Origin of the sequence: Photorhabdus sp. RW14-46, assembly GCF_963887965.1 — a bacterium.
In the GTDB taxonomy this organism is placed as follows: Bacteria; Pseudomonadota; Gammaproteobacteria; order Enterobacterales; family Enterobacteriaceae; genus Photorhabdus; species Photorhabdus laumondii.
Genome location: NZ_CAWPHH010000003.1, coordinates 263,296 through 279,074, shown reverse-complemented (window position 1 = coordinate 279,074; position 15,779 = coordinate 263,296). Strand labels below are relative to the sequence as shown.

Below are 15,779 nucleotides of genomic sequence, written 5' to 3'. Positions count from 1 at the left end.
GGAAAATCGTCAATCTCACAGTAAAAGGTAAGATCATGTCGGCCATAGAAGCGTTTAATAAATTGTCAGGAGAAACTGCCGGGGAAGGATATTTGGTTTTTACCCTAGGTGATGAAGAGTATGGTATCGAAATACTGAAAGTACAGGAGATTCGGGGCTATGATCAGGTTACCCGTATTGCAAATACGCCAGCATTCATTAAAGGGATAACCAATCTGCGTGGCGTTATTGTGCCTATTATTGACCTGAGAATTAAATTTGCTCAGGAAACGGTTACCTATAATGATAATACCGTTGTTATTGTTTTGAATCTGTTAAACCGGGTGGTGGGTATTGTCGTTGATGGTGTTTCGGATGTTTTATCGCTCAAAGCTGAGCAAATCTGTCCGGCACCTGAATTTGCAGTAACATTATCTACCGAATATCTAACAGGATTGGGTTCACTTGATGATCGCATGCTGATTTTGGTGGATATTGAGAAGCTGCTTAACAGTGAAGAGATGGCTCTGGTAGATTCAGTAGCCAAAAGTTAATCATTAAATATCACTGCCATCATCGACATCGACAGATGGCAGCTACTTTTTATCTATCCCTCGTTAATTTCATCAGAAAAAATATTCAAATTTCTTTTATACGACCAGTAAAGTTTCCTTTGATGATGCCGATAACAGAGCCATGCTGATCTATTGTAAAAAGGGAAAACATGTTTAACCGAATGAAAATAGTGACCGGACTGATGGCGGTCATCATATTATTTGGTGCTCTGCAATTTATATCCGGAGGACTTTTCTTCCATGAGTTGAAAAGTAACAAGGAAAATCTAGAAATACTGGATAAAATGCGGGAACAGCAGACATTTTTGAATGACACTTGGGTTAATTTGTTACAGGCCCGTAACAACTTGAACCGTGCGGGCATTCGTTACATGATGAAAAAAGATGAGGGAGTCGATAATTACTACACACTGGAGCAGTTACTGACAGATGCCAGAAGTAACCTCTCTATCGCAGAGCAGCGTTTTGAACAATACGAACAGACCGCTAAATTGCCTATTCATGAATCAGAAAGTCTTAATCGCCTTAAAAAAGCCTATGATGTTTATATTTCAGCGCTTCATGAACTTATTGTTCTGCTTGAACATGATCGGGCGGTAGAGTTTTTCAACCAACCAACGGGCAAATATCAGAGCGCTTTTGAGGAAGAATATAACTTCTATTTGACCCAAAACGATCATCTCTATTCTGATGTGGTATTTGATGCCAGTATCTCTTACAGAAATGCGGTGATTATGTTGGGTATTATCATGCTGATTCTGGTTTCAGCCATGATTTTTAGTTGGGTTAGCATTAAGCATAGTTTGCTGAATCCGTTAAACAAATTATTGGAGAATATTAAGGCACTTTCTACCGGTGATTTGACACAAAATGTGACTGTTTCAGGCAGAAATGAGATGAGTACGTTGGCTGTTGGCCTGAAGCATATGCAAAAAGAATTTATCACTACTGTCAGTAGTGTTCGTCAAAGCAGTGAAAGTATTTATAACGGAACCAGTGAAATTGCTGCTGGAAATAATGATCTTTCTTCTCGCACTGAGGAACAGGTTGCTTCTTTGGAAGAAACCGCCGCCAGTATGGAGCAATTGACAGCAACTGTACGCCAAAATGCGGAAAATGCTCGTCAGGCAAGTAACTTAGCTGATAGTGCTTCTGAAGTTGCACGCCAGGGTGGGAAAGTCGTGGCGAATGTTGTACAGACAATGCGTGAAATTGCCGGTAGTTCTCAGAAGATTTCCGATATTACCAGTGTTATTGATGCTATTGCGTTCCAGACTAACATTTTGGCACTGAATGCCGCAGTGGAAGCAGCACGTGCTGGTGAACATGGGCGAGGTTTTGCTGTTGTGGCAGGAGAAGTACGTAACCTTGCACAGCGTAGTGCTGAGGCAGCAAAAGAGATCAAAGCACTAATAGAAGATTCAGTAAGCCGCGCAGATACCGGTTCTGTCTTGGTTGAGAGCGCTGGTGAAACAATGAATAACATTGTTAGTTCAGTCACCCGTGTCACTGACATTATGGGTGAAATTGCATCTGCATCTGATGAACAAAGTAGAGGGATAACTCAGGTTGGCCTGGCTATCTCCGAAATGGATCGTGTAACACAACAAAATGCTGCTTTGGTTGAGCAATCCGCGGCTGCGGCGGCTGCACTGGAAGATCAAGCTGCTGGATTGAAGAAACTAGTTTCTTTGTTCCAATTACCGAATCTTGACGATAAATCTCAATCCGAAATGAAAATTGAGCATTTGCCTGTGGCTAAAACTCCTCCTGCAAAATCGAATCCACTGGTGTTGAAGAAAGCCAACAATGTGGAAGAACAAGCTAATTGGGAAACATTTTAAAACACTAAGCGATAACTACGGCTGCACATGCAGCCGTTAACAGAGGTGATTACATGTTAGGCAGGCTTCGTATATCAACCAGTTTATATCTGTTACTGATGATGTTTTGTGTAATGCAGATAATCTCAAGTGGTTTATCACTTGGAATCATTCACGCAGATCAATCTTATATTGAGCAGATTGATCTGGGAACACAGAAGAGGGATACCTTAGGGTTGAGCTGGGCAGCTCTGCTGCAATCGCGTAATACACTTAATCGAATCGCTGTAGGGAAAACGTTACAACAATCTGAGGATCATATTGGCAGTATGGTTGCTAATGTTAAGGAAACCTTAGATAGGGCTGAGATGCATTTTGCTGAGTTTATTGCGCTGCCTAAATTGAATGACGAGGATGGTAGTAGTGTATTGCTGGCCTCGGTAGAAACCAGTTATAAGGAATATATCAAAGCGCTTAGAGAACTCTCGGCTTTTTTAGAAAGTGGTAATTATGATGCATTCTTAGATCAGCCGACAGAAAAGTATCAGCAGCAGCTTGAATCTGATTTCAATCATTATATGCAATATATCGGTGAGGTGATTACAACCGCCGTTCAAGATGGTCGTCTTTATTACCAAATTTCAGTTGCCATGTTTGTAGGTGCGATCTTAATGGTACTGGTTGTTGCTTGGGCGGCTCATTGGTGGTTGAAAAAAAATCTGCTCAGACCTTTTGCCAATATGCGTAGTCACTTCCAGAATGTTGCGGAAGGAAAACTCAATAAAGAAGTTTCTGTTTTCACTCAAGATGAAATTGGTGAAGTGTTCCTCAAATTACGTGAAATGCAACGTTCACTGGTTAATTCCATTACGTTGGTAAAAGAGAATACTAACTTGATGTATAACGGTATTCAGGAAATTACTCAGGGTAATACCGATCTCTCTTCCCGCACTGAAGAGCAAGCTGCATCACTGGAAGAAACGGCAGCCAGTATGGAACAACTGACTGCAACTGTGCGTCAGAATGCGGAAAATGCTCGCCAGGCCAGTGAATTGGCGGTATCTGCATCGAAAACAGCCTCTAAAGGAGGCGAACTGACCGTTGATGTTGTGGAAACAATGGATGCAATTGCCAATAGCTCACAGAAAATCAGTGCCATTATCAGCGTCATTGATGGTATTGCATTTCAGACCAACATTTTGGCACTGAATGCGGCAGTAGAAGCTGCACGGGCAGGTGAACAAGGCCGAGGTTTCTCCGTTGTTGCTGGTGAAGTGAGGGATCTTGCTCAGCGAAGTGCCGAAGCAGCGAAAGAGATTAAGACATTAATTAGTGAATCTGTTCAGCGGGTAAGCCAAGGTTCCGAGTTGGTTAGTCATGCAGGGAAGACCATGAATGAATTGGTCGTTTCTGTAAACCAAGTCACGGATCTGATGGCTGAAATTGCTGCGGCATCTGATGAACAAAGTCGGGGAATTCATCAAGTAGCACAAGCGGTTACACAGATGGATCAGGTTACTCAGCAGAATGCGGCATTGGTTGAACAGTCAGCGGCGGCGGCGGCGGCACTTGAAGATCAGGCCGATATTTTGGTGCAAATAGTGGCACAATTTGAGTTACCCAATAATTCAGAAAATAAGCTTGAAAATGAACTTTCACTGACGCTGAGGTCTGCGGATAGCGAAGGGGCAGTCAATCAGACTCACTGAGGCCAGATGAAATCAAATTTAATTGCTTCAGTGACAAGTTTGCCATCTTCGCCACTGCATCACATGATTCAGCGTTATACCATGTCAGATGCGCATTTTGAGCGCATCTGCCAGCTCATATATCAACGTGCGGGTATTGTGCTAGCTGCACATAAACGGGAGATGGTTTACAACCGTTTAATTCGGCGTTTGCGTACCCTCGAAATACGTGATTTTGGGCAATACCTGTTCATTCTTGAAAATGATCTGAATAGTGAGGAGTGGCAGGAATTTATCAATGCATTGACAACTAACCTGACGGCGTTTTTCAGGGAAGCGCATCATTTTCCTCTGTTAGCTAAACATGCAAGTAAGAAGAATGGATCGTACCGGGTATGGAGTGCAGCAGCATCGACAGGAGAAGAGTCCTATTCGATTGCAATGACACTAAGTGATGTCTTAGGGGAGCGTTTTCACCGGGCAAAAATTATTGCCAGTGATATTGATACCCATGTATTGGAAAAAGCACGCAAAGGGGTTTATCGACTGGATGAATTGCGTCACCTGACCGATCAACAGAGAAAACGTTACTTTTTTAAAGGGATTGGATCTTATGAGGGTTATGCTCGTGTCCGGCCGCAACTTGCTGACATGGTGACATTCCAGCATCTAAACCTGTTAGATCCCAATTGGCCGTTTGAAGAGAAGTTTGATGCCATCTTTTGCCGTAATGTTATGATTTATTTTGATAAAAAGACGCAGGAACGGATACTGCGCCATTTTGTTGCTTTGTTAAAACCTGATGGATTGCTCTTTGCAGGGCATTCTGAAAATGTCACTCAAATAAGCCGGGAATTCTACTTGCTAGGACAGACCGTTTACGGTGTAGGCCGGGCAAGGAGAGGTCATGAATAAAATAACTGTTCTTTGTGTCGATGATTCAGCGCTTATGCGTCAAATCATGCGAGAGATCATCAATAGTCACCCGGATATGGAGGTAGTGGCTTGTGCGCCAGATCCACTGGTAGCACGTGATCTCATTAAAAAGCATAATCCACAAGTGCTCACACTGGATGTTGAAATGCCACGCATGGATGGTATTGATTTTCTGGAAAAATTAATGCGCTTACGGCCAATGCCGGTGGTTATGATCTCTTCTCTGACAGCCAAAGGCTCTGAAATCACATTAAGGGCATTGGAACTTGGTGCTGTTGATTTTATAACCAAACCTCAATTGGGTATTCGTGAAGGCATGCTGGCTTACAGTGAACTTATTGCGGAGAAAATACGGACAGCAGCACAGGCTAAATTATCTGTGCCAATAATCACACCGGTAAGTTCTGCTCCTTTAAGTTTTAAGCCTTTGTTATCCAGTGAAAAACTGATAGCAGTAGGCGCTTCTACTGGAGGAACGGAAGCAATAAAGAATTTATTGCAACCGTTACCTGTCACTAGCCCGGCACTCCTTATTACTCAACATATGCCACTTGGTTTTACCCGTTCTTTTGCTGAACGACTGAATAAACTTAGCCAAATTACCGTGAAAGAGGCTGAAAATGGTGAACGGATTTTGCCGGGGCATGCTTACATTGCTCCGGGTGATCGCCATATGGAACTATGTCGCAATGGTGCTGATTATCAGGTTCTGATCACCGATGCACCGGCTGTTAATCGTCATCGTCCATCTGTAGATGTGTTGTTTCGATCAGTGGCTAAATTTGCCGGGAAGAATGCTGTTGGAGTGTTACTAACCGGCATGGGCAGTGATGGCGCAGCGGGTTTACTGGAGATGAAGCAAGCGGGAGCGTACACGTTGGCTCAGGATGAAGCAAGTTGTGTGGTATTTGGTATGCCAAGAGCGGCAATACAAATGGGGGCGGTGGACGAGGTCATGGATATACTCAAAATGAGCAAGAGAATGCTGGCAAAAATAAGCTCGGGGCAAGCTGTCCGTATTTAACGGCTGTCGGATATACACTAAAGATTTCAAGATGCATCGCGACGGCAAGGGAGTGAATCCCCGGGAGCATAGCAAACTATGTGACTGGGGTGAGCGAGTGCAGCCAACAAAGAGGCAACTTGAAAGATAACGGGTATAAATTTAATATTTTTTAAGCGGCTCTGTGCTGACTGGTAACTAATTTCAAGGAGTTTTTATGGCGAATAAGGATCTGAGATTTTTGGTGGTTGATGATTTTTCAACCATGCGTCGCATTGTTCGTAACCTTTTAAAAGAATTAGGCTTTAATAATGTAGAAGAAGCTCAGGATGGGGCAGAAGCTTTGGCTAAGATTCGTGCATCTCAATTTGATTTTATTATCTCTGATTGGAATATGCCCAATATGGATGGTTTAGAGTTACTAAAAATCATTCGTGAAGATGCCCAATTGGCCAAGATACCGGTTTTGATGGTGACCGCAGAAGCGAAGAAAGAAAATATCATTGCTGCTGCGCAAGCCGGGGCCAGTGGTTATGTCGTTAAACCTTTTACCGCAGCTACTCTGGAAGAAAAGCTCAACAAAATATTTGAAAAACTGGGCCTCTAAGGAGACATAATGAGTGTAAATCCAGTCATGCCAAGGGATGAGACCATTAGCGCCAGTGAAATTATCAGCCGTATCGGCCAGCTTACGCGCATGTTGCGTGATAGTTTACGTGAGTTGGGATTGGATAAAACTATTGCTCAGGCGGCTGAGGCAATACCTGATGCAAGGGAACGTTTGGACTATGTTGTGCAGATGACAGCGCAGGCGGCGGAAAGGGCGCTTAATTGCGTTGAAGCGGCGCAACCTCGTCAGAATGAGTTAGAGTCATCGGCAATATCACTGAAAAAGCGTTGGGATGAGTGGTTTGAAAACCCAGTTGAGATGCCTGTGGCTCGCTCGTTGGTTATAGATACCCGGAATTACCTCAATACGGTACCTGAACATACTGCTTTCACTAACGCTCAATTGCTGGAGATCATGATGGCGCAAGACTTTCAGGATCTTACCGGTCAGGTTATCAAGCGGATGATGGATGTTATTCAGGAAATAGAAAAACAGTTGGTGATGGTATTAATGGAAAACATGCCGGCTGATCAGGTGATAAAAACCAAGAAAGAAGCTGACAGTTTGCTAAATGGTCCGCAGGTGAATCAAAATGGCGTGGGTGTTATTGCTAATCAGGCTCAGGTTGATGATCTACTGGATAGCTTAGGTTTCTAAATAAACGTGGCAGGGGTAAACCTGCCACTCAGGATTAAAGATTACTACATAAAAGACCGGATCACTTTCATTGTCAGACGGTGGGTTATGTGTCCAACGATATCTGCTTCCAAAAGAGCGCAGATGTACCGCAATTTTGCTCTCCCTTTCAGGCCACGGGAGTTTTCGTTCGCCACCCGATGTGTAATTCTTGCAGCCAATGGATCATAGATAATAACGTATTATAGATTGGATTGAACGGGGTCGCATTTTTGTTTGATGATGAGAATAGTTTCATCTCTATTCATAACATTGACAGCTTACAATATTTCTTAATCTATATGGTGGAAGTTCCCGATTGTACAAGTATTGGAGTAACCTCTCATCTTTTTCTCACAAGCGTTACACTTATTTAAACTGGCGGCAGTTTAAATAAGTGTTTATGTGGCTGAAAGCCGCATAAACTCTGGGTTTATAACGATGTAGATCACCTCCGGGTTAATATTATCTGAACCCCTGTTTTATTTTGTGATGATTATCACGGATAAATTGCATTTATATGTTAATTTGTAGTTAACTAAAAGTGGGTATTTTGCATAAATTTAACTATTATTTTTTCATTTTTCAATTCATTGTATAAGTCCTCAGGGCGAGAACATGGGCACCTAAATTTCATTTAGAGAGAGTTATAACCAAGCAGTGTTGGCAGTAATACTCATTGAACTATTTGAAATAGCATCTTGATCTGATTGGCTTTTAAACTGAGGTTGTTTTATGTTGAAGAAGTTACTCAAAGAGAAGAAATCGCTTACTTTTATTGAAGCACATAACCCGCTTTCGGCACTCATTATCAAAAATACAAATTATACAGATGATGATGGCTGTACCCATAAATTTGATGGTATCTGGTCAAGTTCTTTAACTGACTCAGCTGTTAAAGGTATTCCTGATAATGAAACATTGGATATTAATAGTCGTTTACAAAATATTCATGAGATAAAATTACTCACTAAAATGCCGGTTATTATGGATGCCGACACAGGCGGACGGGTTGAGCATTTTGTCCATTATGTCAGAAAAATGGAGCAGATAGGTGTTGATGCAGTCATTATTGAAGATAAAACAGGCAATAAAAGAAATTCTCTGTTTGGCACTAGCGTTAAACAAGAATTGGCTGATATTAAAGAATTCAGTAACAAAATAGCTAGAGGTAAAGCGGCACAACAAAAGAGCCGATTAATGATTTTTGCACGACTGGAAAGTTTAATTGCTGGTTACGGAATGGAAGATGCATTGGAGAGAGCCAATGCCTATGTTAAAGCAGGTGCTAATGGCATTATGATCCATAGCTGCCAGAATACGTCTGATGAAGTTATTGATTTTAGTCAGTCATTCAGGAGGAAATATCCAAAATTACCACTAATATGTGTACCAACGACTTATTCAGCAACTTATCATCATGATCTGAGTGAAGCAGGTTTTAATATTATTATTTATGCCAACCATATGCTCAGAGCGGCTTATAAAGCAATGGAGCATGTATCTCACGAAATATTAAAGTATGGGCGCTCTGCGGAAGTAGAGAAAGATTGCATAAGTATAAAAAAAGTCATCACTCTTATTCCTTATGCATCTTGATACCTGAATTTTAATATTTTTCTATCAAGAAAATATATTCTCACACATATATATAACCTATGGATGCCGAATTGCATCGTGGTGACAAAAGAGCGAATTCTTGGGAGCATAGATAACCGTGTGTTTATGAAAACAGTGACTGCTGCCAGAAAAGAGGTAACTTGAAAGATGACAGGTATTATATAAGGAAAATATAATGGAAAGTAACCAGAAACAACTCGTGCTTGGTGCTTATCTTGCTTATGGTACTGGGCATCACCCAGCGGCATGGCGTCACCCTGATGTTAATCCGCAAGTTGCACAAGATATCGGGCATTATCTGAATATGGCTCGTATAGCGGAAAAAGGTTTACTCGATTTAATTTTTCTTTCTGATACACCTTCGGTTTTTCAGGATGATCAGCGGGGTTATGGTAGCCGGGTAGTCGTATTCGAACCCATGACTCTCTTATCAGCATTGGCAATGGTGACTGAACATATCGGTTTGGTTGCTACCGCATCCACCACCTATAAACATCCATTTAATATTGCCCGTGAATTTGCTTCGTTGGATCATATTAGCCGTGGGCGCGCTGGCTGGAATCTGGTGACCTCATCTAAATCTCATGCAGCGAAAAACTTCGGTTTTGCTCAACATCCTGAGCATGATGAACGATACCATCAGGCGGCTGAATCCTGGGACATTGTGACTGGATTGTGGGATAGCTGGGATGATGATGCTCTGCCACGTGATAAGCAGAGTGGTATTTTTTATGATCCATCAAAATGCCATGAATTAAATTTTCAGGGGCAATATTTCTCCGTAAAAGGGCCATTAAATATTTCCCGTCCTCCTCAGGGCCATCCCATTATTGTACAAGCTGGTTCTTCAGAACCAGGAAAAGAACTGGCAGCCAGAACGGCTGAATTAGTTTTCACCGCACAACCTGATATGAATTTAGCAAAAGCATTTTATAGCGATTTAAAATCCCGGCTCAGTCAATATAAAAGGCACTATAACAATATTTTAATTATGCCGGGGCTGTGCTTTTTTATTGGCGCTGATGAAGAGAGTGCCAAAAATAAATTTAATGATTTGCAGGCGCTTATTCACCCTGAATTTGGTCTCAGCATGTTATCTGATTTGCTCGGTGGTATTGATTTGTCAGGCTACGATATTAATCAACCTCTGCCAGATCTTCCTGTTTCTAATGGAAATCAAAGCCGTCGGGCGATTATTGAAAAAATGGCCAGATCAGAGTCTTTAACGATTAAACAGTTATACGAAAAAATCATTATTGCCAGAGGCCATTTAATTCTTATTGGCTCTTACCAACAAGTTGCTGCGCAAATGGCACAGTGGCTACAGGAAAAAGCCTGTGACGGATTTAATCTTATGCCTCCTTATATGCCCGGATGTCTGGATGAATTTGTGATTCATATTGTACCTGAATTACAAAAACTGGGCGTGTTCAAAACGGATTATAAATTAGGAACATTAAGGGAGAAGCTGAATATTCCCAAACCACCCAGTAAATTTCACGTTTAAATAATACTCATTAATAAAAAATAAGGTTATGATGCTATGACTATTCAACAGAATATTATTCTGGAAGACACAACGTTACGCGATGGTGAGCAGGCTCCTGGTGTTGCATTTTCAAAAGAAACAAAAGTGAGTATTTTTAATTCGTTGGTAGACGCCGGTGTTAAGTGGATAGAAGCTGGGATCCCAGCCATGAAAGGGGATGAAGTTCTGGCATTAGAAGAGATGCTGGAACGCAAGAATGAAGTGAATATTATCGGCTGGAATCGGGGGGTATTGGAAGATATTAAATATACTTTCTCTCTGGGATTTAAGGCGATACATATCGGCCTTCCGACTTCCAATATTCATCTTAAACACAGTGTGAGCAAAGACAGAGATTGGTTGTTAATGACCGCCGGAGATATGATCAAATTCGCTAAAGATAAAGGTGCTTTTGTCTCAATCAGTGCCGAGGATGTCGGCCGGACAGAAATCAGTTTTTTGCAAGAATACGCGGCTACCGTCGAGCAGGCTGGTGCCGACCGTCTACGTCTTTCAGACACGATAGGCATTCTGAATAGCCAGCAATATGCACAGAGGGTTTCTGCTGTTCGTCAGGCATCAGCTATTGATTTGCAGTGTCACTGCCATAATGACTTCGGGCTGGCTGTAGCCAATACGCTGGCGGGTCTTGAAGTGGGGGCTCGTTATTTCCATGTCTGCGTTAATGCGATGGGGGAACGAGCCGGGATGCCAGATTTAGCCCAGATGGTAATGGCTTTGCAACATTTCCATCAGATAGATACCGGTGTTGATACTCGACAACTTACCCGCCTCTCTCAGAAAGTCGCTCAGGCCAGTAAACATACAATTTCTCCTTGGCAACCTATTGTTGGTGATAATGTTTTTGCCCATGAATCCGGTATTCATGTCAATGGAATGCTGAAAGATAGCAAGACATTTGAACCTTTTGAGCCTGAGCAGGTTGGCGGTCAGCGTCGTCTGGTTATCGGCAAGCATTCCGGTCGGGCTATCTTACAAAATATGTTAGAAGAAGATAGCATAAAGACAGATCCACTGGTACTGGAATATTGTCTGGTGCTAGTACGAAAAGCAGCTGGAGAATATCCCGGCGGGATCCCAACACATGTATTGCATGAACTCTATCAGCAGGCAGAAGGAACATCAGAATGATGATTCATGAACAGCCTATTGCTAATCAGATTATTGCTGAACACAGCCAGAAACCCAGGGTTATGGCTAAGGAGCTGATCACCGTTGATGTCGATAGAATTTATGTTCAGGATGGGAATTCACCGACTATCGCTAAACTTTTTCGCCAACATAATCTGAAACGGGTTCTGCACCCGGAAAAAATTGGTTTTTTTTCGACCATTCAGTGATTGTGCCCGATAGGTTAATGGCTGAACGTGTTAATGAAGCAATGGAATTTGCCAAGTCGATTGGTGTCAATATTTTTGTTAGAGGTGAAGGTATCAGCCATTTAATTGCCTTGGAAGAGCAGTGGTTTCAACCCGGTAACATTGTAATTGGAGCTGATTCTCATACTTGTACAGGGGGGGCCGTACAGTCACTGGCTTTAGGCATGGGAGCTTCAGATGTATTGGCAGCAATGTTGACTGGGCAGACTTGGCTGAAGGTACCGGAAACAGTCAGTTTGAGTATTTCCGGTCAACCCCATCCGGCTACGCGGACTAAAGATGTGATGCTCGCTTTACTGCGACATTTCGGGCAATCCCCCTTTTTATACCGCTCAGTGGAGCTATGTGGGGAATGGAGCCAGACACTTTCCTTAGATTCTGCTGCCAGTTTCGCCAGTATGGGTGTTGAACTTGGTGCCAAATGTGTCTTTATGCCGGATGGGCCAGGCAGGCCAGCCAATATGCGGCCTATCAATCCAGAGGTCGCTGATCATCATCTGACATTTTCTCTGTCAGGACTGACGCCGCATATCTCCCTGCCACATTCCCCTTCTCAGGCAGTGCCGCTGGAAACTCTGTCAGGGCAGAAGATAGATTATGTCTTTATCGGTAGTTGTACCAACAGCCGATTAGAAGATATTGCGGAAGTAGCGGCAATCCTTGATAAGCACCACGTACATCAGGATGTTCATTGTATCGTTACGCCTGGTTCAAAACGTGTATATCTGGAAGCTATGCGACGTGGCTATATTGAAAAAATTGTTTCTGCGGGTGCTCTGGTGACTCCTCCCGGGTGTGGGGCTTGTGTTGGCACACAAGGTACCATTCCCGCCAAAGGGGAAAGGGTTCTTTCAACGATGAACCGGAATTTTCAAGGGCGTATGGGCAATGCTGAAGCGGAAATTTATCTCTCATCGCCTTTAGTTGCAGCAAATGTGGCATTACATGGCAGGGTGCCGCTGATTACGGAGCTTGAATGGCATGATTGATCAAAAAAACGATTTTGTAAAAAGGGATTCCATCAAAAATCAACGTGTCAGGATGATTACGGGAGATATTTCTACCGACGATATTATCCCTGCACGTTATAAACATATGTACACAGAGTCAGCTCAACTGGCTCCTCATCTGTTTGAAAACCGGTTTCCTGAGCTTGTCTCTACACTTCAACCCGGAGATATTATTGTCTGTAATGGTATTTTTGGTATTGGCAGTTCAAGGGAACAGGCGGTGAGTACTTTATTAGCAGTAGGTATACCTGTGGTTGTTGCTCCTGCTTTCGGGCGGATTTTTTTCCGCAATGCATGGAATCTTGGTTTGTTAGCGATTGAAGCCGACATTGAAGGTTTTCGTGAAGGATTAGTTGTTGAATGTTTAATTAACGAAGGCCGTTTTATCGCTGAAACGTCATTAGCGGATTTTTATCCACCATCCGAACAAATGTTGGCTGTTGTCCGCGCAGGTGGACGACTCAATTACATTTTTAATCAATTGCCCGAAAATCCATCACCCAAAGAGAAAGAACCGAGGATAATATGACACAGCATAAAGAAAAATTTGATGGTTTGGCTAAAGGTTATGATCGTTATCGCCCTCGTTACCCGCAGGCACTTTTCCGTGAAATTTGCTACTGGCTGCCTAAGGACAAGGCACTGTCTGTTGTCGATATTGGTGCTGGAACTGGCATTGCTCTCGAAGGGCTGGCAAATTTGCTTGGTCAGCAACACCATTACACTGCCATTGATATTTCGCAGGATATGATCGACACCGGTAAACAGAAACTGCCGTGGGTCAGTTGGTTACATGGTAGTGCTGAACAGCATCTCGCCAATGTGGGTAATCCTGACCTAATCATGGCAGCACAATCTTTTCAATGGATGGATCGGGCAATGGTATTAAATCTGGTCAGAAACAGTCTGGCAGATAATGGCGTCATAGCGATCCTGCAAAATAACCGAGATTACCGGAATAGTGGATTTCTGAATGAGTATGAAAATCTGCTGGAAGAATTAAGTCCTAACTATAGCCGTCACTATCGGGATTTTGATTATGCGCAGGAATTGAATACGGTATTCCTGCATGAAAATGCTTTCCATATTACACTCAATACCCGTTGGAGTATACCTATTCCCGGCGAAGCGTTTATCGGGATGAGTCGTTCATCAACTCAAGTGCAACGTGCTTTAGCTGCCTACGGTGAGTTATTTATCGAAAGATTAAAAATGCTGGTGGATAAATATCAATTTGAGGGGAATTTGGCAATTTTATATGAAAGCCAACTGTTTATGGTTGTTAAGCAGGTTAATTCTGGAAATGAATAATGTCAGAAATAGCAATCAGCTTCTCTATACCAACTGAGGAAGATATCAAGGGAATATTGGTACTCTTGCAAGACGTTTATCTGCCATTTGTGGCTGATTTTATGCCGACAGCACTGAATGAAACGCCTGTCAGTATTATGGAGAAGTTAATTTATTGGAGAATTGCTAAATATGATAATCAGGTTGTTGCGGCTGTATTAATTGAGCAAGAGGACGATAATTTAACATTCAGTTATTTATCTGTATTACCGGCATTCAGGTGCCGGGGAATTGCCAGCAAATTACTCAATATCATTTGCCAAGAAGCAGTCCAGCAGGCGCAATTACCTATTATTATTGCATTACGTCGTTCACTGGCGATGAATATTCATTTCTTTACTCAACGAGGATTTGAATATTTAGGCCCTTTTAATACCAACGAACACGATCTCTATATCTGGCGATCAGGAGAAAATGAATGAACAACACGGTTATTGTATTAGGATATCGTGAAGGTATTGCGACAGCTCTAGCCCATCAGGGATATCAGATTATTCATATAGTGAAAAGAGTTAAGCCTGCCCTTAATGGCACGAGGTACTATATAGTTAAAAATCTAGAAGATGCACAAGAAGTTCTTCGGTGTGTATTAAACTTTTCCTTACATACAGTTATAGGTATTGTTACAGGCAACGAAGACGGTGTATTTACGGCGGCGGTATTACGCGATATGTTGCAATTACCTGGCCCTAAAGATTATTGTAATACTTTATATTTTCGGGATAAATTTTTACAAAAACAGAAGCTGGCACACCTTGTCCCTCATGCTTATTGCCGGTATGTAACCCGTGATGACGATTATTCACAATTGGTTGTTGAGTTAGGTACCCCTTTCATCATAAAACCAGCTAATGGCATGGGTTCTTTTGCTACTACTGCTATCAACTCAGAATCAGAGTATGAAACTTATTTCCAACAGTATGAAAAAAATCTAAGTAATGTGGCCTACGTTGCGGAAAATAAGATCACTGCTGATGAATTTTGTGTTGATGGGATTTGGTCTGAAGGTAAATTACATTGGTTCTCTATCAGCCAATATGCCACCCCGGTGATGCAATGTAATGAAGGAAAAACACTGGCTTTACAAATACTATCACGTCGAGATTTTCCAGATATTTACCAACAAATTGATCAGTTTTGTCCACGTATTTTGGAACGTTTAGATGCCGTTAATGGGGTATTCCATCTTGAATTTTTTAAAAATGGGGAAGGGGTATTTTTTAGTGAATGTGCTTTAAGACCTGCTGGTGCCTGGGTACCTGAAATGATAAAACTGAGCTATGGTGTCGATCTATATAGTGCTCATGCCACACTTTCTTTGGGGCTACCTTATGAACACCACCTGCTTGAATATCCTTCTCAGCTTTTTGCTGTTGTGCTATTACGTGCTTTTGACGGTGTTTCACTGACAAAACAGTCTTTTTACCAGAATTTTGATTTGGTTGAACTGGATTGGACAGAAGATACACAGATGCAATCTCAAGGTATTTATGGTCGTGCTGGCTACGCGATTATCACGCATAAGGATCACTACACATTAGTAGAAAATGTCAATAAACTTATTGCGTTTACGGGGGAATGA

16 protein-coding genes are annotated in these 15,779 nt (G+C 42.2%); all 16 read left to right on the top strand.

Annotated features, from left to right (window positions below; translation table 11 throughout):
- The first annotated feature begins 35 nt into the window (after positions 1 to 35).
- The 16 genes from cheW (at position 36) to AACQ38_RS04575 (ending at position 15,779) form a co-directional block, all read left to right on the top strand.
- On the top strand, positions 36 to 533 hold the full coding sequence (gene cheW, locus AACQ38_RS04650; protein ID WP_011146122.1) for a chemotaxis protein CheW: 498 nt from the start codon (positions 36 to 38) through the stop codon (positions 531 to 533).
- Positions 534 to 703: 170 nt separating this feature from the next.
- Positions 704 to 2,398: a methyl-accepting chemotaxis protein gene (locus tag AACQ38_RS04645; RefSeq protein WP_011146123.1), complete on the top strand. Its 1,695-nt coding sequence runs from the start codon at positions 704 to 706 to the stop codon at positions 2,396 to 2,398.
- A gap of 53 nt (positions 2,399 to 2,451) precedes the next feature.
- A complete protein-coding gene (locus AACQ38_RS04640; protein ID WP_165577532.1) occupies positions 2,452 to 4,086 on the top strand; it encodes a methyl-accepting chemotaxis protein in 1,635 nt (544 codons plus the stop codon).
- 6 nt (positions 4,087 to 4,092) lie between these two features.
- A complete protein-coding gene (cheR, locus tag AACQ38_RS04635; protein ID WP_011146125.1) occupies positions 4,093 to 4,980 on the top strand; it encodes a protein-glutamate O-methyltransferase CheR in 888 nt (295 codons plus the stop codon).
- Positions 4,973 to 6,025, top strand: a complete 1,053-nt coding sequence (locus tag AACQ38_RS04630; RefSeq protein WP_165577531.1) for a protein-glutamate methylesterase/protein-glutamine glutaminase — start codon at positions 4,973 to 4,975, stop codon at positions 6,023 to 6,025. Before cheR ends, AACQ38_RS04630 begins: the two co-directional genes overlap by 8 nt.
- A 196-nt stretch (positions 6,026 to 6,221) precedes the next feature.
- Positions 6,222 to 6,611: a chemotaxis response regulator CheY gene (gene cheY / locus AACQ38_RS04625; protein WP_011146127.1), complete on the top strand. Its 390-nt coding sequence runs from the start codon at positions 6,222 to 6,224 to the stop codon at positions 6,609 to 6,611.
- A gap of 9 nt (positions 6,612 to 6,620) precedes the next feature.
- The gene (gene cheZ, locus AACQ38_RS04620) at positions 6,621 to 7,271 is read left to right on the top strand and encodes a protein phosphatase CheZ (protein ID WP_011146128.1); all 651 of its coding nucleotides are present in this window, start codon (positions 6,621 to 6,623) and stop codon (positions 7,269 to 7,271) included.
- A 753-nt stretch (positions 7,272 to 8,024) separates the two neighbouring features.
- On the top strand, positions 8,025 to 8,888 hold the full coding sequence (aepX, locus tag AACQ38_RS04615) for a phosphoenolpyruvate mutase (protein ID WP_165577530.1): 864 nt from the start codon (positions 8,025 to 8,027) through the stop codon (positions 8,886 to 8,888).
- A gap of 196 nt (positions 8,889 to 9,084) precedes the next feature.
- Positions 9,085 to 10,416: an LLM class flavin-dependent oxidoreductase gene (locus AACQ38_RS04610; RefSeq protein WP_165577529.1), complete on the top strand. Its 1,332-nt coding sequence runs from the start codon at positions 9,085 to 9,087 to the stop codon at positions 10,414 to 10,416.
- 36 nt (positions 10,417 to 10,452) lie between these two features.
- Positions 10,453 to 11,589, top strand: coding sequence for a homocitrate synthase/isopropylmalate synthase family protein (locus AACQ38_RS04605; RefSeq protein ID WP_165577528.1), 1,137 nt, complete (start codon positions 10,453 to 10,455; stop codon positions 11,587 to 11,589).
- A complete protein-coding gene (locus AACQ38_RS04600; protein ID WP_242685519.1) occupies positions 11,586 to 11,798 on the top strand; it encodes a hypothetical protein in 213 nt (70 codons plus the stop codon). The genes AACQ38_RS04605 and AACQ38_RS04600 overlap by 4 nt, the downstream gene beginning before the upstream one ends.
- Positions 11,799 to 11,815: 17 nt before the next feature.
- A complete protein-coding gene (locus tag AACQ38_RS04595; RefSeq protein ID WP_242685518.1) occupies positions 11,816 to 12,826 on the top strand; it encodes an aconitase family protein in 1,011 nt (336 codons plus the stop codon).
- Positions 12,819 to 13,376 carry a LeuD/DmdB family oxidoreductase small subunit gene (locus AACQ38_RS04590; protein ID WP_165577527.1) on the top strand — a complete coding sequence of 186 codons (558 nt, stop codon included), beginning with the start codon at positions 12,819 to 12,821 and terminating at the stop codon, positions 13,374 to 13,376. The genes AACQ38_RS04595 and AACQ38_RS04590 overlap by 8 nt, the downstream gene beginning before the upstream one ends.
- Entirely contained in the window at positions 13,373 to 14,158 is a 786-nt protein-coding gene (locus AACQ38_RS04585; protein ID WP_165577526.1) for a class I SAM-dependent methyltransferase, read from the top strand. Before AACQ38_RS04590 ends, AACQ38_RS04585 begins: the two co-directional genes overlap by 4 nt.
- Positions 14,158 to 14,619 (top strand): GNAT family N-acetyltransferase, encoded by a 462-nt coding sequence (locus AACQ38_RS04580; RefSeq protein WP_011146137.1) that lies wholly within the window; start codon positions 14,158 to 14,160, stop codon positions 14,617 to 14,619. The genes AACQ38_RS04585 and AACQ38_RS04580 overlap by 1 nt, the downstream gene beginning before the upstream one ends.
- Positions 14,616 to 15,779, top strand: a complete 1,164-nt coding sequence (locus AACQ38_RS04575) for an ATP-grasp domain-containing protein (protein ID WP_165577525.1) — start codon at positions 14,616 to 14,618, stop codon at positions 15,777 to 15,779. The genes AACQ38_RS04580 and AACQ38_RS04575 overlap by 4 nt, the downstream gene beginning before the upstream one ends.